The sequence below is a fragment of the Cedecea sp. FDAARGOS_727 genome (assembly GCF_012273235.1).
In the GTDB taxonomy this organism is placed as follows: Bacteria; Pseudomonadota; Gammaproteobacteria; order Enterobacterales; family Enterobacteriaceae; genus Cedecea; species Cedecea davisae.
The window spans coordinates 4663267-4687487 of record NZ_CP050966.1 but is presented as its reverse complement, the minus strand read 5'-3'; the positions used below and the strand labels follow the sequence as shown (position 1 = coordinate 4687487).

Here is a 24221-nt window from a genome sequence, read left to right as displayed (position 1 = left end):
GTATTAAAGGCGGAAAAAGAGTTCAACCGGCGCGTCCTAATCGCATTAACAGAGAGATTCGTGCCACTGAGGTTCGTCTGACCGGTATAGATGGCGAGCAGATTGGTATTGTCAGTCTGAATGAAGCTTTAGAAAAAGCCGAAGAGGCAGGGGTTGATTTAGTTGAAATCAGTCCAAATGCCGAACCGCCTGTTTGCCGCATCATGGACTACGGCAAGTTCCTCTACGAGAAAAGCAAATCTTCTAAGGAACAGAAGAAGAAGCAAAAAGTTATTCAGGTTAAGGAAATTAAATTCCGACCTGGCACCGATGATGGCGACTACCAGGTAAAACTCCGCAGCCTGGTTCGCTTTCTGGAAGAAGGAGATAAAGCCAAGATCACACTGCGTTTCCGCGGTCGTGAGATGGCTCACCAACAGATTGGTATGGAAGTGCTTAACCGCGTCCGTGACGATCTGAGTGAACTGGCAGTGGTCGAATCATTCCCTACGAAGATCGAAGGCCGCCAGATGATCATGGTGCTTGCTCCTAAGAAGAAACAGTAAGGCCATCAAGTAACATGCCGCGGGGCTCCGGCCCTGCGGATTTTTGTTCGCCTACTGGTTCGTTTTATTAACAATGCGAAGTGGAAATTGAAATGCCAAAGATTAAAACAGTACGCGGCGCCGCTAAGCGCTTCAAAAAGACTGCTTCTGGCGGTTTTAAGCGTAAGCACGCTAACCTGCGTCACATTCTGACTAAGAAGTCTACTAAGCGTAAACGTCATCTGCGTCCGAAAGGCATGGTCTCCAAAGGGGATCTGGGCCTGGTAGTCGCGTGCCTGCCGTACGCATAAGTAAACTTTTTTTAATTAATTCAGAATATAGAAACAGGAGAGCTAAATGGCTCGCGTAAAACGTGGTGTAATCGCACGTGCTCGTCACAAAAAAATCCTCAAACAAGCCAAAGGCTACTATGGTGCGCGTTCTCGCGTATACCGCGTTGCCTTCCAGGCTGTTATCAAAGCTGGTCAGTACGCTTACCGCGACCGTCGTCAACGTAAACGTCAGTTCCGCCAGCTGTGGATTGCACGTATCAACGCTGCAGCTCGTCAGAACGGTATCTCTTACAGCAAATTCATCAACGGCCTGAAAAAAGCCTCTGTTGAAATCGACCGTAAGATCCTGGCTGACATCGCAGTATTCGACAAAGTGGCATTCACTGCCCTGGTCGAAAAAGCGAAAGCAGCTCTGGCTTAAGCCAGTTAAGAGAGGGAGCTTGCTCCCTCTTTTTATATACAAGATAATCAATTTATTGACTTTTAGCGCCCGGGCTCGTTCAATAGCCGAAGCGAAAACCGTCGAAATAAGGTAACTGCAAGCATGAATGCTGCTATTTTCCGCTTCTTTTTTTACTTTAGCGCCTGACTCAGGGGGCTTTGCGCGTAAGAAAAGAAACGAAAAACAGCGCCGAAAGCCTCCTGTCCGGAGGCTTTTTTTTTGCGTTTCGTTTTCGAATCAGACCAACCACCCCGGCAGTTTGCCGGCATAAGAGGAATACCATGCCACATCTCGCAGAGCTGGTTGCCAGTGCAAAAGCAGCCATAAACGATGCCCAGGATGTTGCCGCGTTAGATGTTGTACGCGTCGAATATTTAGGGAAGAAGGGCCACCTGACCCTCCAGATGACGACCCTGCGTGAACTGCCGCCGGAAGAACGTCCGGCAGCTGGCGCGGTCATCAACGAAGCTAAAGAGCAGGTTCAGGAAGCCCTGAACGCCCGCAAAGCCGCGCTGGAAAGCGCAGAGTTGAATAAACGCCTGGCCGCGGAAACCATCGACGTTTCTCTGCCTGGCCGCCGTATCGAAAATGGCGGTCTGCACCCGGTTACCCGTACTATCGACCGTATCGAAAGCTTCTTTGGCGAGCTGGGCTTTACCGTGGCGACCGGTCCGGAAATCGAAGATGACTACCACAACTTCGACGCGCTGAATATTCCCGGGCACCACCCGGCTCGTGCTGACCACGATACCTTCTGGTTCGATGCGACTCGCCTGCTGCGTACCCAGACGTCCGGCGTGCAGATCCGCACCATGAAAGACAAGCAGCCGCCAATCCGTATTATTGCGCCGGGCCGTGTCTATCGTAACGACTACGATCAGACCCACACCCCGATGTTCCACCAGATGGAAGGCCTGATTGTTGATACCAATATCAACTTCACCAACCTGAAGGGCACGCTGCACGACTTCCTGAATAACTTCTTCGAAGAAGACCTGCAAATTCGCTTCCGCCCGTCCTACTTCCCGTTCACCGAGCCGTCCGCAGAAGTGGACGTAATGGGTAAAAACGGCAAGTGGCTGGAAGTGCTGGGCTGCGGCATGGTGCACCCGAACGTGCTGCGCAACGTCGGTATCGATCCGGAAGTTTACTCCGGCTTTGCCTTCGGTATGGGCATGGAGCGTCTGACCATGCTGCGCTACGGCGTGACCGACCTGCGCGCATTCTTCGAAAATGATTTACGTTTCCTCAAACAGTTCAAATAAGGGCGGGATATCCAATGAAATTCAGTGAACTCTGGTTACGCGAATGGGTAAATCCAGCCAACAGCAGTGACGAGTTATCCGGCCAGATAACCATGGCTGGTCTGGAAGTAGACGGCGTTGATGCCGTTGCGGGCGCATTCCACGGCGTAGTGGTGGGTGAAGTGGTTGAGTGCGGTCAGCACCCTAACGCCGACAAGCTGCGCGTGACAAAAGTCAACGTAGGCGGCGATCGCCTGCTTGATATCGTCTGCGGCGCATCAAACTGTCGTCAGGGCCTGAAAGTGGCCGTAGCGACCGTTGGTGCGATACTGCCGGGCGATTTCAAAATTAAAGCGGCTAAGCTGCGTGGTGAGCCTTCTGAAGGCATGCTGTGCTCCTTCTCCGAGCTGGGTATTTCCGGCGACCACGACGGCATCATCGAGCTGCCTGCGGATGCACCTGTCGGCACCGACATCCGCGAATTCCTGAAGCTTGACGATAACACCATCGAAATCAGCGTAACGCCAAACCGCGCGGACTGCCTGGGCATTATCGGCGTGGCTCGCGACGTTGCCGTGCTGAACAAGTTGCCTCTGGTTGAGCCAGAAATGGCCGCCGTAGCGGCTACCGTCAACGACACGCTGCCGATTCGCGTAGACGCCGCAGAAGCCTGCCCTCGCTACCTGGGCCGCGTTGTTAAAGGTATCAACGTTAAGGCGCCAACCCCGCTGTGGATGCAAGAGAAACTGCGCCGCTGCGGTATTCGCTCCATTGATGCCGTGGTTGACGTAACCAACTACGTGCTGATGGAACTTGGCCAGCCGATGCACGCCTTCGATCTGAACCGCATTGAAGGCGGGATCGTAGTGCGTATGGCGCAAGAGGGCGAAACCCTCGTACTGCTGGACGGCAGCGAAGCTAAACTGAACGCGGATACCCTGGTCATCGCGGACCATAACAAAGCGCTGGCAATGGGCGGCATCTTCGGCGGCGAGCACTCCGGCGTTAACGATGAAACCCAGAACGTCCTGCTGGAATGCGCCTTCTTCAGCCCGCTTTCCATCACCGGTCGCGCACGTCGTCACGGCCTGCACACCGACGCTTCCCACCGCTATGAGCGTGGCGTAGACCCGGCTCTGCAATACAAAGCGATGGAGCGCGCTACCCGCCTCCTGATTGATATTTGCGGCGGCGAAGCCGGCCCGGTTATCGACGTAACAAATGAAGCCCACCTGCCTAAGCGCGCAACCATTACTCTGCGCCGCAGCAAGCTGGATCGCCTGATTGGCCACCATATCGAAGATGCGCAGGTTAGCGACATTCTGCGCCGCCTGGGCTGCGAAGTGACCGAAGGCCAGGATCAATGGACTGCCGTTGCGCCAAGCTGGCGTTTCGACATGGAAATTGAAGAAGATCTGGTGGAAGAAGTTGCCCGTATCTACGGCTACAACAGCATTCCAAACAGCCCGGTACAGGCAGGCCTGGTGATGGGTACGCATCGTGAAGCGGACCTGTCCCTGAAGCGTGTGAAAACCATGCTGGTGGACAAAGGCTACCAGGAAGTCATCACCTATAGCTTCGTTGACCCGAAAATTCAGCAGCTTCTGCACCCGGGCGAAGAAAATCTGATTCTTCCTAATCCTATCTCCAGCGATATGTCCGCGATGCGTCTGTCTCTGCTGACCGGCCTGCTGACTACCGTGGTTTATAACCAGAACCGTCAGCAAAGCCGCGTGCGTATTTTCGAGTCCGGCCTGCGCTTTGTGCCTGATACTCAGGCGGACCTTGGCATTCGTCAGGATCTTATGCTGGGCGGCGCCATCTGCGGAAACCGCTATGAAGAGCACTGGGATCTGGCGCGTAACGGCGTTGACTTCTATGATCTGAAAGGCGATCTGGAGTCTGTTCTGGCCCTGACCGGCAAACTTTCGGACATCGAATTCAGAGCAGAAGCAAATCCGGCCTTGCATCCAGGGCAAAGTGCTGCCATTTATTTAGCAGGTGAATGCATTGGTTTCATTGGTGTTGTTCACCCGGAGCTGGAGCGTAAGCTTGACCTGAACGGCCGCACGCTGGTGTTCGAAGTGCTGTGGAACAGGCTCGCAGACCGCGTGGTGCCTGACGCTCAGGAGATTTCACGCTTCCCGGCAAACCGCCGTGATATCGCCGTTGTGGTGGCTGAAAACGTTCCCGCAGCAGATATTTTGGTCGAGTGTAAGAAAGTTGGCGCAAATCAGGTAGTTGGCGTAAACTTATTTGACGTGTACCGTGGCAAGGGCGTAGCCGAAGGCTACAAGAGCCTGGCCATAAGCCTTATCCTTCAGGATACGGGCCGTACACTCGAAGAAGAGGAGATTGCCGCTACCGTTGCAAAATGTGTAGAGGCATTAAAAGAGCGATTCCAGGCATCATTGAGGGATTGAACGTATGGCGCTTACAAAAGCTGAAATGTCAGAATATCTGTTTGATAAGCTTGGTCTTAGCAAACGAGATGCCAAAGAGCTGGTAGAGCTGTTTTTCGAAGAGATCCGTCGCGCTCTGGAAAACGGTGAGCAGGTTAAACTCTCGGGCTTTGGTAATTTTGACTTACGCGATAAAAACCAACGTCCCGGGCGCAACCCGAAGACCGGTGAAGATATTCCCATTACGGCGCGCCGTGTGGTGACCTTCCGACCTGGTCAGAAGCTAAAAAGTCGGGTTGAAAACGCGTCGCCAAAAGACGAGTAACCTGAGTTAACAAAAGGCCGCTAACGCGGCCTTTTTCTTTTCTTGTTCTCACCCATAAACTCCCCGTAAAATCAGGCGCATAAATGTGCCGGGCTGGAGCCTTTACGCTGATGCTGAGTTTTGTTACCAGGCAACGTCGATTCGAGCGGCGCTGGCTTTTTGCGCTGATCTTCGCGATGGCCGCGGTGGCGGCGCTGAGCCTGTGCGCCGGTGACGTCTGGTTTTCGCCGCTCTCCTGGTGGAGCGATGAGGCGCATCTATTCATCTGGCAAATAAGATTACCGAGAACGCTGGCGGTGCTGCTGGTCGGGGCGGCGCTGGCGGTATCCGGCACCGTTATGCAGGCGCTGTTTGAAAACCCGCTGGCTGAACCCGGTCTGCTGGGCGTGTCTAACGGCGCGGGCGTGGCGCTGGTCGGCGGGCTGCTGCTGGGGCAGGGGATATTGCCCGGCTGGGCGCTCGGCCTGTGCGCTATCTCCGGGGCGCTTGCCATCACTCTTATTCTGTTACGTTTTTCCCGTCGTCATCTCTCCACCAGTCGTCTATTACTTGCAGGGGTGGCGCTGGGTATTATCTGTAGCGCGCTGATGACCTGGGCGGTCTACTTCAGCTCCAGTCTCGACCTGCGCCAGTTAATGTACTGGATGATGGGCGGTTTTGGCGGCGTGGACTGGCAGCAGGCCTGGCTAATGGCGACGCTGCTGCCGGTGATTATCTGGCTATGCCGCCAGCATGCGCCGTTGAACCTGATGGCGCTTGGGGAAAACTCTGCCCGCCAGCTTGGCCTGCCGGTTTGGCTCTGGCGCAATATTATGGTGGTCGCGACAGGCTGGCTGGTAGGCGTGAGCGTTGCGCTTGCCGGGGCGATTGGCTTTGTTGGCCTGGTTATCCCGCATATGCTGCGCCTCAGCGGGCTGACGGACCATCGTGTTCTGCTGCCCGCCAGCGCATTAGCCGGTGCGGCGGTATTAACCGGGGCGGACGTGGTGGCGCGGCTTGCATTAAACTCAGCCGAGCTGCCTATCGGCGTGGTCACCGCCACGCTGGGCGCACCGGTATTTATCTGGTTGTTATTGAAAGCCGGGCGTTAACCCGGCTCACTGATTAAGGGGATGCTATGCAAAGCAATGTTCTGAATACCGAAGTAACGACCATTGAAGGCGAAAACACCACGCTGGAAAACTGGCAGGGTAAGGTGCTGTTGATTGTTAACGTCGCGTCTAAATGCGGCCTGACGCCTCAGTACGAGCAGCTGGAAAACCTGCAGAAAGATTTCGAGGCACAGGGTTTTAGCGTGCTGGGCTTCCCGTGCAACCAGTTTCTGGGCCAGGAGCCGGGCAGCAGCGAAGAGATCAAAACTTTTTGCAGCACCACTTATGGCGTAACCTTCCCTCTGTTCAGCAAAATCGACGTTAACGGCGAGCACCGTCACCCGTTTTATCAGAAGCTGATCGACGCTTGCCCGGCCGCCGTTGCGCCGGAAGGCAGCGGCTTCTACGAACGTATGAGCAGCAAAGGACGCGGCCCGCTGTACCCGGACGATATCCTGTGGAATTTCGAGAAATTCCTCGTCGGGCGTGACGGTAAAGTTATCCAGCGCTTCTCGCCGGATATGACGCCGGAAGATCCGATTATTCTGGATGCCATCAAGCAGGCGCTGGCGAAATAATTTGCCACTCCTGCAATTAAACGGGGTCACCGTCGCAGACCGGCTTGGGCCGATTACCGCGACGGTGGAGCCGGGCGAGCTAATCCACCTCGTGGGGCCTAACGGGGCGGGTAAGAGCACCTTGCTGGCGCGCATGGCCGGGCTAAGCGAGGGGCAGGGCAGTATTCAGCTCAACGAGCAGCCGCTTGAGGCCTGGCTCCCCGCCGCGCTTTCACGTCGCCGCGCCTGGCTTAGCCAGCAGCAACTTCCTCCTTTTGCTATGCCGGTCTGGCATTATCTGCAACTGCATCAGCCTTCGCCGGATGCGGAACCGGCGATGATGCGCCTGGCGGAGGCTTTGTGGTTGACGGATAAGTTAACGCGGCCGGTTAACCAGCTTTCGGGCGGCGAGTGGCAGCGGGTGCGGCTTGCAGCGGTGCTGCTGCAAATTGACCCGGAGGCCAATCCTCTCGGGCAGCTTCTGCTGCTGGACGAGCCGATGAACAGCCTTGACGTTGCCCAGCAGGCGGCGCTTGACCGCGTGCTGCTGGCGTTTTGCGAAGCCGGTATTGCGGTTGTGATGAGCGGCCATGACCTGAACCACAGCCTGCGCCACGCCCATAAAGTGTGGCTGCTGCGCGAGGGTAAAATGGTGGCTCAGGGTTGCCGCGATTTGGTGCTGACGCCGCAAAATTTAGCCGCCGCTTACCAGATGCCGTTTCGCTTATTGCGCATTGAAGGGCACAGTATGCTGATAAGTCCGCTATAACATCGCGGAAAGCTTGCAATAATTTCGCATGGCAGGCTAAATTATCGGAAATTATAACGCCAGGAGATGTCTGAAAAATGCGTTTGTGGCTTATTGCAGTGGCATGCATAGTTTTGGTGGGGTGTAGCCATAATGCTCCTCATCCAAACGCCCGGCTTTCGGACTCCATCACCGTTATTGCTCAATTAAACGATCAGTTGCGTAGCTGGCACGGCACGCCGTACAGCTATGGCGGCATGAGCCGCCGCGGCGTTGACTGCTCGGGCTTCGTGTTGATGACCTTCCGTGACAGGTTTGAACTGATGCTGCCGCGTATGACCAGCCAGCAGGCGGAAATCGGCACCCGAATCGATAAAGACGATCTGTTGCCGGGTGATCTGGTTTTCTTCAAAACCGGCTCGGGAGAAAGCGGCCTCCACGTTGGGATCTATGATACCGACAATACCTTTATCCACGCCTCTACCAGCCGCGGCGTAATGCGCTCCTCGCTGGATAACGTCTACTGGCGTAAAAAGTTCTGGCAGGCGCGCCGTATCTAGCTTCTTCCGTTAAATCTGGCTGAAAATCGTGACCGTTCCCGCAAATCTGCGGGCGGTGTCAACGCGCTTTTTAATATCAGGTAATATCGGCAAGCACTCTGTTTTTCCCGCTAAGGATTGTTCAATGGTTACCCTCGAAGATGTTGCCGCCCACGCCGGTGTCTCTCGCGCCACCGTCTCTCGCGTGGTGAACGGCGATACTAAGGTTAAATCGCATACCCGGACTAAAGTCGAAGCCGCGATTGCCGAGCTGGGTTATTCCCCCAATCCTGCCGCGAGGGCGCTGGCCTCCAGCCAGAGCCACACCATCGGGCTGGTGACTACGTCTTACACCGGCGGCTTCTTTGGCTCGCTGATGGACACGGTGCAAAGCGAAGCCGAATCAAACGGTAAACAGCTGCTGGTAACCCAGGGGCGCGGCGTGGAAGAGAACGAACGCAATGCCATCCAGCGGCTCTACAATCTGCGCTGCGACGGGCTGGTTATTCACGTTCGTGCGATATCTGACGAAACCCTTGTGCAACTGGCCGAGCGCGGTAATAAATTTATCGTGCTCGACAGAGAGGTTCCGGCGCTTCGCGAGCGCTGCGTGGTCTTCGATCATCGCCTTGCCAGCCAGATGGCGACCCAATATCTGCTGGATGCCGGCCACCGGGCTATCGCCTGTCTTCACGGCCCAACTCAGCGAGCCTCAAGCCTGCTGCGTCGCCAGGGATTTCTGGACGTGATGGAACGCGACGGCATTAAGCCGGTCGCGGTGGTGGAGGGCGAGTACGACATGCCCAGCGGCTACAAGCAGACGGCGGCGCTGCTGGATAAGTATAAAATTAGCGCCCTTTACTGCTGCAATGAAGAGATGGCCGTCGGCGCTATGTTAGCCATTACCGAACGCGGTTTACGCATCCCGCTGGATATATCCCTTATATGTTATGACAGTGGAGACCGAGCGGCATTTGTTCGCCCGGCGTTAACCAGCGTCTATTTCCCCATCGGGGATATGGCGCGTTACGCAACGCGTAAATTATTAAATGAACAATGTGAGAATGAATCTTTTTTACCTTCGATCGTAGCCCGCGACTCGGTGCGTGATTTGCGTTAAAAACTGGCTATGTACGGATATCCAGGATAAGCTGCAACTAATTAAAAGATAAAGCTTAAACGTTTCAGGGATGAGTGTGAAATACACAGCGATAGCGGCTATCCGAATTTTCTCGGAGTGGCGCTGTATCTCTCTGCCGTCCAACCGGAAATCTACAGGGCTGGCAAATGATTGTTTCACTTGATATTGTTTATTGTTCTCACCTCTACTTTCACCCGGCAATGAAGCCGGATGATAGCGTTATGGGCGTGGAAATAGTGGCAAACTTTATCGGTGAGGATGCGCCGGTGCGTATTCCCGTTGAGCTTCTTACTCCCCATCTTAGCCCGCAGCAGCAGCTCTCCCTGTTTAGCGAAAAATTAGCGCTTATTGAAGAACATAAAAGTTTCTTTATCTCTCAGCGTCTGATTGCCTGGGTTCATATTAATGAAATCATTGTTGACGCGCTAATTAATGACCAGAGTTTATTCCTCAGGTTAAAAGCGCTGCCGTTTATTGAATTAACCCTGAGCGAAAGTTTCCCCGACCTGAATAGCGGAACGGCTAATTTAAGGCTGGCGAAAATTGCGGGTGATTTTTCACTGGTACTGGCTGACTTCGGTGCCGGAAATGCCACCACAAAACCTATTTTTGACGGCCTGTTCAGGCGCGTGATAATGGATCGTTTCTTTATCCAAAAACAGCTGCCGGGGCGCAGTTTTACGCCGTTTATGCTGGCCATCATCGGGCAAATTTCCCCTTTTTGTGAATCGCTGCTGGTGGACGGAATCAATACCAGCGCCGCCCGGCGCAAAGTACAGGGGCTTGGCTTTGCCGCGATGCAGGGCAAGCTCTGGCCGCTGGTGCCGCCCAATGAGTTAGTTTCTCTTTTACCTCCGCACGAGGGGCTGATGCACTAAAGCCCCTGCTGGCTGACCGTGTTTAAAAGTCATGACAGGGGCTACACTGTGGGCCGGAGGAACCATGACCAATACTTTAGCTTTTCTGAACAGCTGGCACGACGAGCTGCCGGGGTTCTACAGCGAATTAAAACCGACCCCGCTGAAAAATGCGCGGCTGCTCTATCACAGCCGGCCTCTGGCCGATGAACTCGGGCTGGATGCTTCGTTTTTTGATGCGCAGCACGCGGGCATCTGGAGCGGCGAAACACTGCTGCCGGGTATGCAGCCGCTGGCGCAGGTATACAGCGGCCATCAGTTTGGGGTCTGGGCAGGGCAACTGGGGGACGGGCGAGGCATTCTGCTGGGCGAGCAACAGCTTGCCGACGGGCGCAAAGTTGACTGGCACCTGAAAGGTGCAGGGCTTACCCCTTACTCGAGAATGGGCGACGGGCGGGCGGTGCTGCGCTCAACTATTCGCGAGTTTCTCGCCAGCGAAGCCATGCATGCGCTGGGTATTCCCACTACGCGGGCGCTGACCATTGTTACCAGCGAAACGCCGGTGCAGCGTGAAACGGTTGAGCAGGGCGCGATGCTGCTGCGGGTGTCAGAAAGCCACCTGCGTTTCGGCCATTTCGAACATTTTTACTATCGCCGGGAGCCGGAAAAGGTTCAGCAACTTGCCGATTACGCCATTCTCCACCACTGGCCGCACCTTCTGGGGCTGAACGAGCGCTACGAATTGTGGTTTAGCGATGTGGTGGAACGCACCGCCTCGCTGATTGCGCACTGGCAAACCGTTGGCTTTGCGCACGGCGTAATGAACACCGATAACATGTCGATTCTCGGTCTGACCATGGACTACGGCCCGTATGGTTTCCTTGACGATTATCAGCCCGAATTCATCTGTAATCACTCTGACTACCAGGGGCGTTACGCCTTCGATAATCAGCCTGCGGTCGGCCTCTGGAATCTGCAACGCCTGGCCCAGACCCTGTCGCCCTTTATCCCGGCTGACAGGTTAAATACCATTCTGGACGGCTACCAGCCCGCGATAATGCGTGCCTTCGGCAAACAAATGCGGGCTAAGCTCGGGTTGTTCAGCGAGCAGCAGAACGATAACCAGATCCTTAGCGAGCTGCTTGCTCTGATGAGCAAGGAGGGAAGCGATTACACCAGAACCTTCCGCCTGCTCGGCATGACGGAGCAGCAGAGCGCGGCTTCACCGCTGCGGGACGAGTTTATCGACAGGGCGAGTTTTGATGCCTGGTTTGCTCGCTATCGTGAAAGATTGCAGGCTGAGCAGATAAGCGACGCGGAGCGCCAGAGGAAAATGCAGGCGACAAACCCGGCGCTGGTGCTGAGAAACTGGCTGGCGCAGCGGGCAATTGCCGCTGCGGAGCAGGGGGATACAGGCGAACTGGAGAAGCTACATCAGGCGCTGCTTCAGCCGTTTACCGACCGCCAGGACGATATCACACGGCGTCCGCCTGACTGGGGAAAACGGCTGGAAGTCAGCTGTTCGAGCTAGTTTACTGGCGCAGGCCCACCTGGGGAACCGGGTGTTCCGGGTGGCGGAATACCCGCAGGTCGGCCTGATACCAGTGCTGTAAAACTTGCTCATCGAGCACCTCGTCCGGCGTACCGTCGGCCACCATTCTTCCCTTATGCAGCAGCACGATGCGGTCGGCCCAGAGCGCGGCCAGATTCAGGTCGTGCAGCACTACGCAAACCGACAGGGTACCCATTTGCGCCAGGCGGCGCAGCAGGCGTAAAACGTGCTGCTGGTGGTATAAGTCCAGGGCAGAGGTCGGTTCGTCGAGGAACAGCCAGCCGTGCGGCTGACCGTCGCACCACAGCTGAGCCAGCGCGCGGGCAAGCTGCACCCGCTGCTGTTCACCGCCGGATAAGCGGCAAAAATCTCTTCCGCTCAGATCATCGCAGCCGGTAAGCGCCATCACTTCGGCCACTACTTTGCCGGTAGATTCCTGCGGCCAGGGCGCTCGACCCATGGCAATCACTTCTTCTACCGTCCAGCTAAAAGCCATGCTGCTTTGCTGGCGCATCACCGCACGCTTGCGGGAAAGCGCCTCACTTGACCACTGCGTCAAATCGTCACCGGCCAGGGCAACATGCCCGCTGTCGGGCAGCTGAAACCCGGTAAGCAGGCGCAGCAGCGTGGACTTACCCGCGCCGTTAGGGCCTATCAGGGCGACCACTTCACCCGGTTTAAGGGCGACGTTGACGTCATCAATCAGCAGTCGGTGACCCATTTTCAGCGAAACATGGTGCGTTTGCAGAACCGCAGACATCAGCCTTTCTCCTTGTTGCGGAATATCATCGCCAGGAACCACGGGCCGCCAATCAGGCTGGTGAGTAAGCCAACCGGCATTTCGGCAGGTGCGACCAGGGTACGCGCCAGAGTATCGGCAATCAGCAGCAGCATTGCGCCCGCCAGCACCGAGCCCGGCACCAGCCAGCGGTGGTCGGAGCCGAGCCACATGCGCACCAGATGAGGGACCACAAGGCCGACAAAACCGATTACGCCGCTGATTGCCACCGCCGCTGCGACCAGCAGCGCGCTGAGGATCAGCAACTGGCGCTGGGTGGTTTTCACGTCAACGCCCAGGTAATGCGCTTCTTCGTCACCCAGCTGGAGCAGGTTAAGGCGTTTAGCCAGCAGCCAGATACCGACGGCGGCGGGCAGAATAAGCGAAGCGGTCGCAAGCAAGGTTGACCACTGCGCCTGGCCGAGACTGCCCATACCCCACAGCGAAAGCTGGCGCAGCTGCGCATCATTGCTTACCCACGACAGTACGCCAACCGCCGCGCCGCACAGGGCGTTGATAGCAATCCCGACCAGCAGCAGGCGTGACAGGCTATTGCTGCCTTTACGACTAAGCAGGAAGATGGCAAGGGTCACAGCAAGGCTGCCGACAAAAGCGGCAAGCATTGGAGCATATAACGCGAGCACGGCAGGCAGAGCCAGCGGGAGGACGACGGACAGTCCGACCGCCAGCGCGGCTCCGCTGCTGATCCCCAGCAGGCCAGGGTCGGCCAGCGGGTTACGAAACAGCCCCTGCATTACGCAGCCGGAAAGCGCCAGCGCGCCGCCGATAAGCGCGGCCAGCAGCACCCGGGGGAGACGAATGTTTAGCCAGATGTCGCGCAGCGCTTCATCATGAGCCTGCCACAGCACGGCAACGGACAGCCGCATCGCGCCGAGATTAGCGGCGAGCAGCGCCAGCGCCAGCAGCACCAGGCCCATTAACCACAGGGCATGATGGGGCAGGGGGCGACGTATCACGGGAGTTGCTCCGCTTTCTGGCGCAGGGCGAGAATAGCCTGCGGGGTATCAATCCCGAAGCCGAGCAGCGCCATATCGTCAACTACCATCAGCTGTTTATGCTTGCCCGCAGGGGTTTGCGCCAGGCCCGGTAAGGCCCAGACGTTAGCTTCCCCGCCGAGGGTTTTCACGCCGTCTGTTGTCACCAGCACTAAGTCAGGCTGGCTGGCAATTACGCCTTCCTGAGAGAGCGGCTGGTAGCGCTTAAAGCCCTGCATCGCATTACTTAGCCCGGCAGCATGAATTGCCGCGTCTGCCGCGGTTTCCTGCCCGGCGGCCATCGCGGTCATCCCGCCGTGGCTCATAATAAACAGCACTTTTTTACCCAGCGGTTTTTCAGGGATAGCGGCCAGCTGGTCGTTAAGCTGTTTACGCAGCTTGTCGCCCTGTTCCGTTTTCCCCAGCGCACCGGCAACGGCGGCCACTTTGGCATCGATTCCGTTGAGATTATTATCCGCCGGTACGGTAATGACCTTTACCTTGCTGGACTCAAGCTGCTTAAGCGCCAGCGAAGGCTGGGCCTGAGCGCTGGCAAGTACCAGAGTAGGGCGCATAGCGAGGATGCCTTCGGCGCTCAGCTGGCGCAGATAGCCGACATCCGGTAGTTTTTTCACGGCCTCAGGATGAAGGCTCGTGCTATCACGAGCCACCACGTCCTGACCCGCACCCAGAGCCCAGGCGATTTCGGTGACATCGCCACCGATTGTCACCACGCGCTCGGCCGCACCTGCCATTAACGGCAGGGCGAATAAGGTGAGGATCAGGCGTTTCATGCTGCCAGCCCTTTGCCGGTCAATGCGTCAATCTGAAGACGCCATTGCTCCTGCTCCGGCTGGCCTTCGGTGCGCTGGCCGTACAGCTGGGCAATCTGCGTACCGTCGGCGGCAAACAGCTCAAGGCTGGTTACGTGGCCGTCTGCGGTTGGCTTGCGCGTTACCCAGCTCTCGGCGATGGTATCGGCCATCAGGTGCAGGGTGAATTCCGGGTTGAAGATATTGACCCAGTTTTCCATCGGCACGACTTTCTGAATTTCGCCGGTGAAGATCTGCACGCAGCCGCGGTTGCCAACGAACACCATGATCTCGTTGCCGTCTTTCTTCGCCTGGTTCAGCAAATGAGAAAGCGCTTCGTTATCCACGCGGCAGGCCAGATCGTCTTTCACCAGGCGGAAAGCCTGCTGACGAGTCAACTGGTGGCGTTTCAGCAGCATAAAGAACTGATGCACGTCGGTCATGGCGCGCCATTCGCTATCGAGCTTGTCGGCTTCTACGGTTGGGGTCATTACCGCTTCTTCAACGGCTTTTAGCTCAAGCGCTGGGTTATCCGCGTGAATGAAACGGGTCAGCACCTGGCTCCATGCATCAAAGTCGGTATTGTCGGTGGTGTACACCTTCAACAGCGCATCGCCCTGATGGTCGAAGAACTGAATACTTTGACGCTCGCCGCGAGCGGTTGTTTCGCGGACGTGGAAGATGCTGGCCCACTGGTTCAGGAACAGGCGCAAGTCCAGGGCGCGAGGGTTCAGCACCAGCCCGGCATGGCCGTTCAGATGCTGGTTCTCAAAGCGGCCCACCTGCTCGTGTACCGCATATTCGTTGCGGCAGATGCATTTGGTTTCGCCAACGGCTTCCAGCGCGGCAAACACTTCTTTTACATCACCTTTTAAGCGCCATGCGTCGTGTCCGACGCGGGCATGGGTCAGTTCCGCTTCACTGATTTGCATCAGTTTGGCGATATCCCGGGCGTATTTCTTCGGGTGTTCCTGCTTCAGCTGCAACCAGCTGTCATAACGCTGACTCATGAAAAACTCCTTTACCATTGATAGCTCACGAAAATTTTACCGTTACGGCCATCCTGCGGCATACCCTGCGGTGACCAGTACTCTTTATCGAAGGCGTTACCAAACACCAGCGTGGTGGTTAAACCGCGCAGCTGCTGTTGCCCCGTATAGCTGACATAGAAATCGTTGACCGCGTAACCCGGTTGCTGAGCATAAGAGCTGCTGATGTGGGTAGAACGCTCGGCGAAGGTGCCGACCCAGCCCACGGAGAAGCCGCTGTGTGCCACAGGAATGTCCAGCGTGGTGGTCACGGTGTCCGGGTTCAGGCTGGAAATGTACTCGCCGGTATCTTCGTCTTTACCGCGGGTGCGGTTATAAGCGGTATCCAGGCTGAACAGGTCGGCGGTGTATTTGGCGTTAACGTCCCAGCCCCAGATTTTGGCTTTCGGCACGTTGTAGGACATGGTCGTCATCTTGCGCATATCGACCGTGGTGGAGATATAGTCCTTCGCTTTGGTATCGAAGTAGCTCGCTTTGAACTCCAGGCCGTCGTTAGCCATTGCCAGGTTGTCGAAGCGCAGGCCGAAACCGTATTCCTGAGTTTCGTTGGTTTCCGGGCGCAGGTTAGGGTTTGGCACCCAGTAGTTAGTCCCCATGCGAGGGATGGTGAAGTGTTTGGAATCGTTATACATTTCGCCCATAGTTGGGGCGCGGAATGCCTGAGCATAAGAGCCAAACAGCATCAGCCAGTCGGTCGGGCTAACGGACACGGCGCCGCGAGATGACCACTTATCGGCATCTACGTCTTTATAACCCTGGCTGCTGCCGCTGTAGTTGTCATAGCGGGTTCCGGCGAGGATAGAAACAGGCAGGTCACGCAGGGTGATTTCGTCCTGCAACCAGCCGGAGCCGAAGTCGATTTTCGCCTGTGGGAAACCGGTGGTCAGGCCGCCTGGGTTCTGCTGCTGGCGATAATATTCGCCGCCGTAGGTCAGTAGGTTAGCCGCAAAGCTGTCGTTAAACAGACGGCTGCGGTTTTCCAGTTTGCCGCCTTTGGTGGTTTGCTTGCGGAACTCGCCGCCCGCTCCCGGGGTTTCGGCATTGATACGCGCTTCTGACCAGTAAGCCGTCGCATCAGCGTTCAGCCAGTCGTTATCCTGCGGATCAAGGTGATATTTCAGCTGGGCGTCGCGCTGGATGGTAGAGCGGTTGGTCATCGGGTTAGAGGAAGATGCGTCCGTCGTTTGCGGGTTCTTCGGTTCGCGAGCGCTGTTGTTGTAATAGCGCAGGGAGCCTGCCAGAGACTGGGCGGAGTCGATGTACCAGGTGCCTTTGGCCAGCATGTTGCCGATGTTTTCGTCGTTCGGCGCGGTTTCACCGTCGCTCTGACGCAGATTGCCGCGGTCGCGGCTGGACCAGGCAACGACGCCGTCCAGATTATCGGTACGGCCAAATGCGCTGGCGCCCAGACCGAGGCTGTGGTCGCCGGTGCCGCCGGTGCCAAATACGCGGTAACCGCTGTTCTGGCCTTCAAACAGTAAATCAGCCGCGTCGGCGGTTTCATAGGAGATAACGCCGCCCAGCGCGCCGCTGCCGTACAGCAGAGCCGCAGGCCCACGCACGACTTCAATACGTTTAATCAGCGCAGGATCGAGGAAGGTGCTGTTCAGGTGCCCGGTGTCAGTGCCCTGGCGAATGCCGTCCACCAGGGTCAGAACGCCGCGGCGATCGTAGCCGCGCATATTGATGTCCTGGCCGTTAGTGCGCCCGGAGCCGTCGATGGTTATCCCCGGAACTTTACGCAGCATGTCGGCCGCGGACGTTGCCGTCTGGCTTTCTGGAGAGCTGCCGTCGATGACGCTAACCATCATCGGCGCCTCAAAGGTGCTGCGCTGGTTGCCGGTGGCAACGACGGTCATCTGCTCGTCTTTAGCAAAAGCGGGCAGGGCGGTGAATACGGCTAATGTGAGTAAAGACAGACGGAAACCCGCCGTGTGTGTGCAAGGCATAGCGCAACTCTCCATAGGAATAACGAAAGCGCTGGCTGCCTGGGGATGACCTGGGTGGCTGGCTAATGTCCCCGTTTTAGTCAGGGGAACGGTTTGTTTAAATTTATTTAGTCAGGATAAGCTTTCCTGCCTGAGTCTGGCGTAACAGGTATTGCTGCCCTTCATGGACGATAACCACGCGGCCGTCTGCGCCAAGCAGCGCTTTGCTGTCAATCCGGCGGGGTTCCGTTGTGGTCTGCGGGCTGGCAGGGGTGAATGGCTTTTCCATACGCTTTACTCTGTATAAAAATGACAATCAGTGTAACAATGAGAATCATTATCAGAAAAAGGCGATTCTGCGGCAAGCATTATTTGTAAGAAATATGTGAATTGCGGAATTTTGTGACAAAACGGCTGTCGTTACGGGTAACGCTATGAAATCCGGCGGGTTATTAAAATTCCCGCCGGAAAATATGGGCTAGAAACGTCGGGCGGTGGCTTCCGCCAGCATGTTGACCAGGGTTTCAGTGTCTTCCCAGTTCAGGCACGGGTCGGTAATCGACTGGCCGTAGTTCAGCGGCTGTCCGGCAACAATCTGCTGGGTGCCTTCCTTCAGGAAGCTCTCAGCCATAATGCCGGAAATAGCGCGGGATCCGTTGCGGATCTGGGTGCAGACATCCTCACACACGTCCAGCTGGCGGCGATGCTGTTTCTGGCAGTTGCCGTGGCTAAAGTCGATAACCAGGTGCTCCGGCAGGTCGAAAGCGCTTAGCGTATCGCACGCTGCGGCAATATCTTCCGCATGGTAATTCGGCTGCTTGCCGCCGCGCATGATGATGTGCCCGTAAGGGTTGCCGCTGGTCTGGTAGATGGTCATCTGCCCTTCTTTATCCGGGGAGAGGAACATATGGCTGGCACGCGCGGCGCGGATAGCGTCAACCGCGATGCGGGTATTGCCGTCGGTGCCGTTTTTGAAGCCCACAGGGCAGGAGAGCGCAGACGCCATTTCGCGGTGGATTTGGCTCTCGGTGGTGCGTGCGCCAATTGCGCCCCAGCTAATCAGGTCGGCGATATACTGCCCGGTCACCATATCGAGGAACTCCGTGGCGGTCGGCACGCCCAGCTCATTAACCTGTAACAGCAGGCGTCGGGCCTGCTCGAGGCCGTAATTAATGCGGTAGCTGCCGTTCAAATCAGGATCGGAGATAAGCCCTTTCCAGCCCACCACGGTGCGCGGTTTTTCAAAATAAGTACGCATGACAATCTCAAGGCTGCCCTGATATTTGTCGCGCAGGGTCTTGAGCTGCCGGGCGTAATCCATCGCGGCATCGAGATCGTGAATCGAGCAGGGGCCGACGATAACCAGCAGGCGTTTATCTTCGCCGGTGAGGATCTTTTCAATGCGGCGGCGGGCCGCGGTGACGTGCTGTGCCACCTCAGCGGAAACCGGGAAGCGTTCGGTCAGCTCGGCCGGGGTGACCAGGCTGTCGATGCGCGCGGTCCGCAATTCATCTGTTTTATTCATTGGGTGTCTCAGAAATTTTGTCTTCTCTGCGGCGATTTACCGGGAAGTGATGGGGATCACAATAAACCAAAGCTGACCGATTTCAACTCCCGGGCCGCTCTGATGGATGGATTACCCCAACGCAGTCTGTACACCCTAACATACAGGGAAAATCTTTTGTACTAGTTTCTTAGTACATGCGGCGATTCAGTCCCATAATGTCGAGGATCTTGGTCGCCATTTCTTCGACTGAATAATTGGTGCTGTTGAGGTAGCGAATCTGGTTTTTACGAAACAGCGCTTCGACCTCGGCCACTTCAAGGCGGCACTGACGCAGGGAGGCATAGCGGCTGTTTTCCCGGCGCTCTTCACGGATAGCCGCCAGCCGCTCGGGGTTAATCGTCAGGCCGAACAGCTTATGCTGAAGCGGTTTGAGTACCGCCGGGAGCTGAATATTATCCATATCATCGGCGATAAACGGGTAGTTGGCGGCGCGAATGCCAAATTGCATCGCCAGATAGAGGCTGGTCGGCGTTTTTCCACAGCGAGAAACACCCAGTAAAATCACCTGAGCCTGGTCAAGATTACGCATTGAAATGCCGTCATCGTGCGCCAGCGTGTAGTCAATAGCGGCGATACGAGCATCATACTTTGTCAGGTTGCCGGGGTTAAGGCCGTGGGTGCGGTGGGCAACGGGTGTAGGGTCGAGTTTTAGCTCCTGCTGCAGCGGGGCGACCAGCGTCTGCACGATGTCCTGACAAAAGCCTTCGCTCTGCACAATGATGTCGCGGATTGCGGGCAGCACGATGGAATAAAACACCAGCGGGCGCACGCCGGTCTGCTGATAAATCGCGTCAATTTGCTCTTTAACCGCCCTGGCCCGGCTTTCGTTTTCCACAAACGGCAACGTAATACTGTTGATAGATACCGGGAATTGTGACATCACCGCATGGCCAAGCACTTCGGCAGTAATAGCGGTGCCGTCGGAAATACAAAATACGTGACGATCGACTAAGTTATCCATTTTTATTCCTGAACCCTGGATGCCATTTTTCTAAAGCATAAAGTAAAACAAGGTATTCCGAGTAGCGCTAATCTTAATTTTAAAAGTGAAATAGCGTTTTTAAATTTAATAAACCATCGCAAATATAATCAATACAATACTATAACCATTTGTATAGTGTGGACTATATGATAATCAACGGTTTATGAAGTGAGCGGATCTATCCGAAAATCTCATATTTTATTTTGCTTGAACGATTCACCGGTTTCATTCCACCCTCAGAATATGCAAAGCTAAATACGAAGTCTGGTGTTTCTTGTACCCATTCATTTAAAAAAGGATTGTTTCGATGTCCAATAATGGCTCGTCACCGCTGGTTCTTTGGTATAACCAACTCGGCATGAACGATGTAGACAGGGTCGGGGGCAAAAATGCCTCCCTGGGTGAAATGATTACCAATCTTTCGGGTATGGGTGTCTCCGTCCCGAATGGTTTTGCCACTACCGCCGAGGCGTTTAACCTGTTTCTCGACCAGAGCGGCGTGAACCAGCGCATTTATGAGCTGCTGGATAAGACCGATATTGATGATGTCACCGCGCTGGCAAAAGCCGGGGCGCAGATTCGCCAGTGGATTATCGATACGCCATTCCAGCCTGAACTGGAAAACGCAATCCGCGAAGCCTATCAAACTCTCTCTTCAGACGATGCCGAAGCCTCTTTCGCGGTACGCTCCTCCGCTACCGCCGAAGACATGCCGGACGCCTCGTTTGCCGGGCAACAAGAAACTTTCCTTAACGTGCAGGGCTTTGACGCCGTGCTGGTGGCGGTGAAACACGTTTTCGCCTCGCTGTTTAACGACCGCGCTATTTCTTACCGCGTGCACCAGGGCTACGACCATCGCGGCGTGGCGCTGTCTGCGGGCGTGCAGCGTATGGTTCGTTCAGACTTAGCTTCCTCCGGCGTGTTGTTCTCCATCGACACCGAATCCGGTTTTGACCAGGTTGTGTTTATCACCGCCGCGTGGGGCCTGGGTGAAATGGTGGTGCAGGGCGCCGTCAACCCGGATGAATTTTACGTCCACAAGCCGACGCTCGAAGCGGGCAAACCGGCTATCGTGCGCCGCACGATGGGGTCGAAAAAAATCCGTATGGTCTACGCTCCAACCCAGGAGCACGGTAAGCAGGTGCGCATCGAAGACGTGCCGGAAGCCGACCGCGACCGCTTCTGCATCACCCCGGATGAAATCCAGGAGCTGGCGAAGCAGGCGGTGCAGATTGAAAAACACTACGGCCGCCCGATGGATATCGAGTGGGCTAAAGACGGGCATACCGGCAAGCTGTTTATCGTTCAGGCTCGCCCGGAAACCGTTCGATCTCAGGGCCAGGTGATGGAGCGCTACCAGCTGCACGCCCAGGGCCAAATCGTGGCCGAAGGGCGCGCTATCGGCCACCGCATTGGCGCCGGGCCGGTAAAAGTGATTCACGATATCAGCGAAATGAACCGCATTCAGCCGGGCGATGTACTGGTCACCGATATGACCGACCCGGACTGGGAACCTATCATGAAGAAGGCGGCGGCGATTGTGACCAACCGCGGTGGGCGTACCTGTCACGCGGCCATCATTGCGCGCGAGCTGGGTATTCCTGCGGTTGTGGGCTGTGGTGATGCGACCGAGCGCATGAGCGAGGGCCAGAACGTGACCGTCTCCTGCGCGGAAGGCGATACCGGCTATGTGTACGCCGAGATCCTCGACTTCACCGTAAAAAGCTCTACCGTTGACGCGATGCCCGATCTGCCGCTGAAGATAATGATGAACGTCGGCAACCCGGACCGCGCTTTCGATTTTGCCTGCCTGCCGAACGAAGGCGTTGGCCTGGCGCGTCTGGAATTTATCATCAACCGCATGATCGGCGTGCATCCGCGTGCGCTGCTGGAGTTTGACCAGCAGGAACCGGCTTTGCAGGCTGAAATCCGCTCGATGATGAAAGGCTACGACGATCCGATCGAATTCTACGTGGGCCGTCTGACCGAAGGGATCGCAACCCTGGGGGCGGCCTTCTGGCCGAAGCGCGTTATCGTTCGTTTGTCTGACTTTAAGTCGAACGAATACGCCAACCTGGTGGGCGGCGAGCGCTATGAGCCTGAAGAAGAGAACCCGATGCTGGGCTTCCGCGGGGCGGGCCGCTATGTGGCAGACAGCTTCCGTGACTGCTTCGCTCTGGAATGTGCGGCCATGAAGCGCGTGCGCAACGAAATGGGTCTGACCAACGTTGAAGTGATGGTGCCGTTCGTGCGTACCGTAGCGCAGGCAAAAGCGGTGGTTGAGGAGCTGGAGCGGCAGGGCCTGAAGCGTGGCGAAAACGGACTGAAAATCATCATGATGTGCGAGATCCCGTCCAACGCCCTGCTGGCCGAGGAGTTCCTGCAATACTTTGACGGCTTCTCTATCGGCTCGAACGACATGACTCAGCTGACGCTGGGGCTGGACCGTGATTCCGGCGTGGTTTCCGAACTCTTTGATGAGCGCAACGACGCGGTGAAAGCGCTGCTGTCGATGGCTATCAAAGCGGCGAAGAAGCAGGGTAAATACGTCGGGATTTGCGGGCAGGGGCCTTCCGACCATGAGGACTTCGCCGCGTGGCTGATGGAAGAGGGGATTGATAGTCTGTCCCTGAACCCGGACACCGTGGTGCAGACCTGGCTGAGCCTCGCCGAACTAAACAAGTAAGACTTAATCTTCCCCTCTCTTTGAAAAAAGAGAGGGGAATTATCCCTCCTGAAATAAAATCCTTCGCATCGTTAATAATCAACCCGGAACAGAGGGTGTAAATTCCCCACGCGCCATAAAAAATCAGTTTTCATTCATGTTGGCGATCACATTCCGGCAAAAAAACAAAAAATCATAAACCCACAGTTTAATTCTACAATTGTCGCTGTCTGCCGACTTTTTAATACTCAGGGTGCGTCGTGCAATACCGGCATTGAATATTGCACCACGGGTTGAAAATGCTTTTTAACCTGATAAGGCAGATAATAATGACAATATCCTCCGTACTCTCTACGAAAGATAAAATTGGCTATGGCCTTGGCGATATGGCAAGCGCCCTGGTGTGGCAAACGGCTACGCTATTTCTTGCTTATTTTTACACGGATGTGTTTGGCCTACCGGCGGCTATTATGGGCACCATGTTCCTGCTGGTGCGGGTTATTGATGCTTTTGTTGACCCCTGTATTGGCGCGCTGGTAGACAGAACGCAAACCCGCCACGGCCGTTTTCGCCCCTGGCTGCTGTGGTTTGCTATTCCGTTCGGCGTCAGCTGCATTATAACCTTCTACGTGCCGGACGTGGGCGAGACGGCAAAAATAGCCTATGCGTGCCTGACCTACGCGCTGCTCAGCTTTATCTATTCCGCGATTAATGTGCCTTACTGCGCTATGCCCGGAGCCTTAACTATGGACCCGCATGAGCGCCATTCCCTTCAGTCCTGGCGCTTTGGCCTGTCGTTTGTCGGCGGGCTGATTGTGACGGTGATTGCCCTGCCGCTGGTGGCGAGCCTTGGCAAGGGCGACGACAAGCAGGGCTATTTTTATGCCATGAGCCTGATGGGCCTGCTGGGGATTATTCTTTTTTTCTGCTGTTTCTTTTTTACCCGCGAACGGTTCACGCCACGCAATGAAACCTCTGGCTCGCTGGTTGGCGACCTGAAACTTCTTGCGGCTAACGGCCAGTGGAGAATTGTCTTTCTGTTTAATATTTTGCTGCTGACGGCGGTAGTCACGCGTGGCTCGGCGACAATGTATTACGTGAAATATGTTTTACTGCGCCCGGAAATGGTCTTTACCTTTATTGTCGGCGGGATGATTGCCGCGCTGAGCGGTGCGCTTTTATCCGCAAAATTGCTGGGGAAATTTGACCGGGTGCGGGCTTACCAGTGGACGATGGTGACCTTTATTATTTTTTGTGTGCTGATTTTCTTTATTCCTGCCGAAAACGTGTGGCTTATTTTTGGCCTCAATATCGTTTTTAGTTTTATTCAAAATTTGACCACGCCGCTTCAGTGGACCATGTTCTCGGACGTTGTCGACTACGAGGAGCATCGCAGCGGGCGACGGATGGACGGACTGGTCTTTTCGACCGCGCTGTTTGCCATCAAGTTTGGTCTCGCTCTCGGCGGTGCGGTGGTGGGCTGGGTGTTGGGCATGGTGGATTATGTGCCGAATCAGGCGCAGCAGGCGTCAGGCGTGCTCACCACTATCAACTTGCTGTTTACCTTTATCCCTGCCGGACTCTTTATTGCGATGGTCGCGCTGCTGGCGATTTACAAACTGAACAGCCGCACGGCAGATACTATCGCCCGCGAGCTGGCACAAAAGCGAGCCAACGGCGCGGGGCAGGCACAGCAGCCAACCTTTCATTCAGCTATCCAGGAGTAACCG

The 24221-nt window shown here is 55.9% G+C and carries 24 protein-coding genes and 1 other annotated feature; of the genes, 16 read left to right on the top strand and 8 right to left on the bottom strand.

Translation table 11 applies throughout. The annotated features are described in order from the left end of the window. The first annotated feature begins 2 nt into the window (after positions 1-2). From infC to selO, 14 genes are all read left to right on the top strand, one after another. Positions 3-545, top strand: a complete 543-nt coding sequence (infC, locus tag FOC35_RS21935) for a translation initiation factor IF-3 (RefSeq protein ID WP_071704088.1) — start codon at positions 3-5, stop codon at positions 543-545. A gap of 92 nt (positions 546-637) precedes the next feature. Beyond that, positions 638-835 carry a 50S ribosomal protein L35 gene (gene rpmI / locus FOC35_RS21930; RefSeq protein WP_006118955.1) on the top strand — a complete coding sequence of 66 codons (198 nt, stop codon included), beginning with the start codon at positions 638-640 and terminating at the stop codon, positions 833-835. A gap of 46 nt (positions 836-881) precedes the next feature. Continuing rightward, complete coding sequence (gene rplT, locus FOC35_RS21925; protein ID WP_000124850.1) at positions 882-1238, top strand: 50S ribosomal protein L20; 357 nt, start codon at positions 882-884, stop codon at positions 1236-1238. A gap of 118 nt (positions 1239-1356) precedes the next feature. Beyond that, positions 1357-1480: a sequence feature (Phe leader region), on the top strand. Then, entirely contained in the window at positions 1362-1406 is a 45-nt protein-coding gene (gene pheM / locus FOC35_RS21920; RefSeq protein ID WP_106120997.1) for a pheST operon leader peptide PheM, read from the top strand. (Overlaps the previous feature by 45 nt.) Positions 1481-1540: 60 nt before the next feature. Continuing rightward, on the top strand, positions 1541-2524 hold the full coding sequence (gene pheS, locus FOC35_RS21915; protein ID WP_016536038.1) for a phenylalanine--tRNA ligase subunit alpha: 984 nt from the start codon (positions 1541-1543) through the stop codon (positions 2522-2524). Between the two features lie 14 nt (positions 2525-2538). Then, positions 2539-4926, top strand: coding sequence for a phenylalanine--tRNA ligase subunit beta (gene pheT, locus FOC35_RS21910; protein WP_172570209.1), 2388 nt, complete (start codon positions 2539-2541; stop codon positions 4924-4926). A gap of 4 nt (positions 4927-4930) precedes the next feature. Continuing rightward, complete coding sequence (gene ihfA / locus FOC35_RS21905; RefSeq protein ID WP_001229265.1) at positions 4931-5230, top strand: integration host factor subunit alpha; 300 nt, start codon at positions 4931-4933, stop codon at positions 5228-5230. 110 nt (positions 5231-5340) lie between these two features. After that, positions 5341-6321, top strand: coding sequence for a vitamin B12 ABC transporter permease BtuC (gene btuC, locus FOC35_RS21900; protein WP_172570208.1), 981 nt, complete (start codon positions 5341-5343; stop codon positions 6319-6321). A 26-nt stretch (positions 6322-6347) separates the two neighbouring features. After that, positions 6348-6899: a glutathione peroxidase gene (locus FOC35_RS21895; protein WP_016536041.1), complete on the top strand. Its 552-nt coding sequence runs from the start codon at positions 6348-6350 to the stop codon at positions 6897-6899. Positions 6900-6909: 10 nt separating this feature from the next. Beyond that, positions 6910-7647, top strand: coding sequence for a vitamin B12 ABC transporter ATP-binding protein BtuD (gene btuD / locus FOC35_RS21890; protein ID WP_371810772.1), 738 nt, complete (start codon positions 6910-6912; stop codon positions 7645-7647). Between the two features lie 77 nt (positions 7648-7724). After that, a complete protein-coding gene (locus tag FOC35_RS21885; protein ID WP_172570206.1) occupies positions 7725-8186 on the top strand; it encodes a C40 family peptidase in 462 nt (153 codons plus the stop codon). A 124-nt stretch (positions 8187-8310) separates the two neighbouring features. Then, complete coding sequence (locus FOC35_RS21880; RefSeq protein WP_172570205.1) at positions 8311-9285, top strand: LacI family DNA-binding transcriptional regulator; 975 nt, start codon at positions 8311-8313, stop codon at positions 9283-9285. A 167-nt stretch (positions 9286-9452) separates the two neighbouring features. Further along, positions 9453-10184, top strand: a complete 732-nt coding sequence (locus tag FOC35_RS21875; RefSeq protein ID WP_172570204.1) for an EAL domain-containing protein — start codon at positions 9453-9455, stop codon at positions 10182-10184. A gap of 64 nt (positions 10185-10248) precedes the next feature. Then, complete coding sequence (selO, locus tag FOC35_RS21870) at positions 10249-11694, top strand: protein adenylyltransferase SelO (RefSeq protein ID WP_172570203.1); 1446 nt, start codon at positions 10249-10251, stop codon at positions 11692-11694. Position 11695: 1 nt separating this feature from the next. Here the strand turns inward: selO and FOC35_RS21865 are convergent, their stop codons facing one another. From FOC35_RS21865 to FOC35_RS21830, 8 genes are all read right to left on the bottom strand, one after another. Continuing rightward, complete coding sequence (locus tag FOC35_RS21865; protein ID WP_016536047.1) at positions 11696-12475, bottom strand: heme ABC transporter ATP-binding protein; 780 nt, start codon at positions 12473-12475, stop codon at positions 11696-11698. Next, complete coding sequence (locus tag FOC35_RS21860) at positions 12475-13431, bottom strand: iron ABC transporter permease (protein WP_016536048.1); 957 nt, start codon at positions 13429-13431, stop codon at positions 12475-12477. The genes FOC35_RS21865 and FOC35_RS21860 overlap by 1 nt, the downstream gene beginning before the upstream one ends. A gap of 35 nt (positions 13432-13466) precedes the next feature. Continuing rightward, positions 13467-14282: a hemin ABC transporter substrate-binding protein gene (locus tag FOC35_RS21855; RefSeq protein ID WP_172570202.1), complete on the bottom strand. Its 816-nt coding sequence runs from the start codon at positions 14280-14282 to the stop codon at positions 13467-13469. Then, positions 14279-15310 carry a hemin-degrading factor gene (locus FOC35_RS21850; protein ID WP_039898123.1) on the bottom strand — a complete coding sequence of 344 codons (1032 nt, stop codon included), beginning with the start codon at positions 15308-15310 and terminating at the stop codon, positions 14279-14281. The genes FOC35_RS21855 and FOC35_RS21850 overlap by 4 nt, the downstream gene beginning before the upstream one ends. Positions 15311-15321: 11 nt before the next feature. Beyond that, complete coding sequence (locus FOC35_RS21845; RefSeq protein ID WP_039898125.1) at positions 15322-17298, bottom strand: TonB-dependent hemoglobin/transferrin/lactoferrin family receptor; 1977 nt, start codon at positions 17296-17298, stop codon at positions 15322-15324. 103 nt (positions 17299-17401) lie between these two features. Next, positions 17402-17566: a hemin uptake protein HemP gene (gene hemP / locus FOC35_RS21840; RefSeq protein WP_016536052.1), complete on the bottom strand. Its 165-nt coding sequence runs from the start codon at positions 17564-17566 to the stop codon at positions 17402-17404. A gap of 189 nt (positions 17567-17755) precedes the next feature. Next, entirely contained in the window at positions 17756-18802 is a 1047-nt protein-coding gene (gene aroH, locus FOC35_RS21835; RefSeq protein ID WP_172570201.1) for a 3-deoxy-7-phosphoheptulonate synthase AroH, read from the bottom strand. 169 nt (positions 18803-18971) lie between these two features. Continuing rightward, positions 18972-19805 (bottom strand): pyruvate, water dikinase regulatory protein, encoded by an 834-nt coding sequence (locus FOC35_RS21830; RefSeq protein ID WP_016536054.1) that lies wholly within the window; start codon positions 19803-19805, stop codon positions 18972-18974. A gap of 328 nt (positions 19806-20133) precedes the next feature. Between FOC35_RS21830 and ppsA the strand changes: the two genes are divergently transcribed. Together ppsA and FOC35_RS21820 are read left to right on the top strand one after the other, a co-directional pair. Further along, positions 20134-22512 carry a phosphoenolpyruvate synthase gene (ppsA, locus tag FOC35_RS21825; RefSeq protein ID WP_172570200.1) on the top strand — a complete coding sequence of 793 codons (2379 nt, stop codon included), beginning with the start codon at positions 20134-20136 and terminating at the stop codon, positions 22510-22512. A gap of 308 nt (positions 22513-22820) precedes the next feature. Then, on the top strand, positions 22821-24218 hold the full coding sequence (locus FOC35_RS21820) for an MFS transporter (protein WP_172570199.1): 1398 nt from the start codon (positions 22821-22823) through the stop codon (positions 24216-24218). Positions 24219-24221 lie beyond the last annotated feature (3 nt).

Coding starts and splice junctions, on each gene's coding strand:
- selO (WP_172570203.1), top strand. CDS start 10,249: ATGACCAATACTTTAGCTTTTCTGAACAGCTGGCACGACGAGCTGCCG.
- rplT (WP_000124850.1), top strand. CDS start 882: ATGGCTCGCGTAAAACGTGGTGTAATCGCACGTGCTCGTCACAAAAAA.
- FOC35_RS21820 (WP_172570199.1), top strand. CDS start 22,821: ATGACAATATCCTCCGTACTCTCTACGAAAGATAAAATTGGCTATGGC.
- aroH (WP_172570201.1), bottom strand. CDS start 18,802: ATGAATAAAACAGATGAATTGCGGACCGCGCGCATCGACAGCCTGGTC.
- btuC (WP_172570208.1), top strand. CDS start 5,341: ATGCTGAGTTTTGTTACCAGGCAACGTCGATTCGAGCGGCGCTGGCTT.
- pheS (WP_016536038.1), top strand. CDS start 1,541: ATGCCACATCTCGCAGAGCTGGTTGCCAGTGCAAAAGCAGCCATAAAC.
- FOC35_RS21830 (WP_016536054.1), bottom strand. CDS start 19,805: ATGGATAACTTAGTCGATCGTCACGTATTTTGTATTTCCGACGGCACC.
- rpmI (WP_006118955.1), top strand. CDS start 638: ATGCCAAAGATTAAAACAGTACGCGGCGCCGCTAAGCGCTTCAAAAAG.
- FOC35_RS21880 (WP_172570205.1), top strand. CDS start 8,311: ATGGTTACCCTCGAAGATGTTGCCGCCCACGCCGGTGTCTCTCGCGCC.
- FOC35_RS21845 (WP_039898125.1), bottom strand. CDS start 17,298: ATGCCTTGCACACACACGGCGGGTTTCCGTCTGTCTTTACTCACATTA.
- ppsA (WP_172570200.1), top strand. CDS start 20,134: ATGTCCAATAATGGCTCGTCACCGCTGGTTCTTTGGTATAACCAACTC.
- FOC35_RS21860 (WP_016536048.1), bottom strand. CDS start 13,431: ATGGGCCTGGTGCTGCTGGCGCTGGCGCTGCTCGCCGCTAATCTCGGC.
- FOC35_RS21855 (WP_172570202.1), bottom strand. CDS start 14,282: ATGAAACGCCTGATCCTCACCTTATTCGCCCTGCCGTTAATGGCAGGT.
- FOC35_RS21850 (WP_039898123.1), bottom strand. CDS start 15,310: ATGAGTCAGCGTTATGACAGCTGGTTGCAGCTGAAGCAGGAACACCCG.
- FOC35_RS21865 (WP_016536047.1), bottom strand. CDS start 12,475: ATGTCTGCGGTTCTGCAAACGCACCATGTTTCGCTGAAAATGGGTCAC.
- pheT (WP_172570209.1), top strand. CDS start 2,539: ATGAAATTCAGTGAACTCTGGTTACGCGAATGGGTAAATCCAGCCAAC.
- FOC35_RS21885 (WP_172570206.1), top strand. CDS start 7,725: ATGCGTTTGTGGCTTATTGCAGTGGCATGCATAGTTTTGGTGGGGTGT.
- ihfA (WP_001229265.1), top strand. CDS start 4,931: ATGGCGCTTACAAAAGCTGAAATGTCAGAATATCTGTTTGATAAGCTT.
- hemP (WP_016536052.1), bottom strand. CDS start 17,566: ATGGAAAAGCCATTCACCCCTGCCAGCCCGCAGACCACAACGGAACCC.
- FOC35_RS21875 (WP_172570204.1), top strand. CDS start 9,453: ATGATTGTTTCACTTGATATTGTTTATTGTTCTCACCTCTACTTTCAC.
- FOC35_RS21895 (WP_016536041.1), top strand. CDS start 6,348: ATGCAAAGCAATGTTCTGAATACCGAAGTAACGACCATTGAAGGCGAA.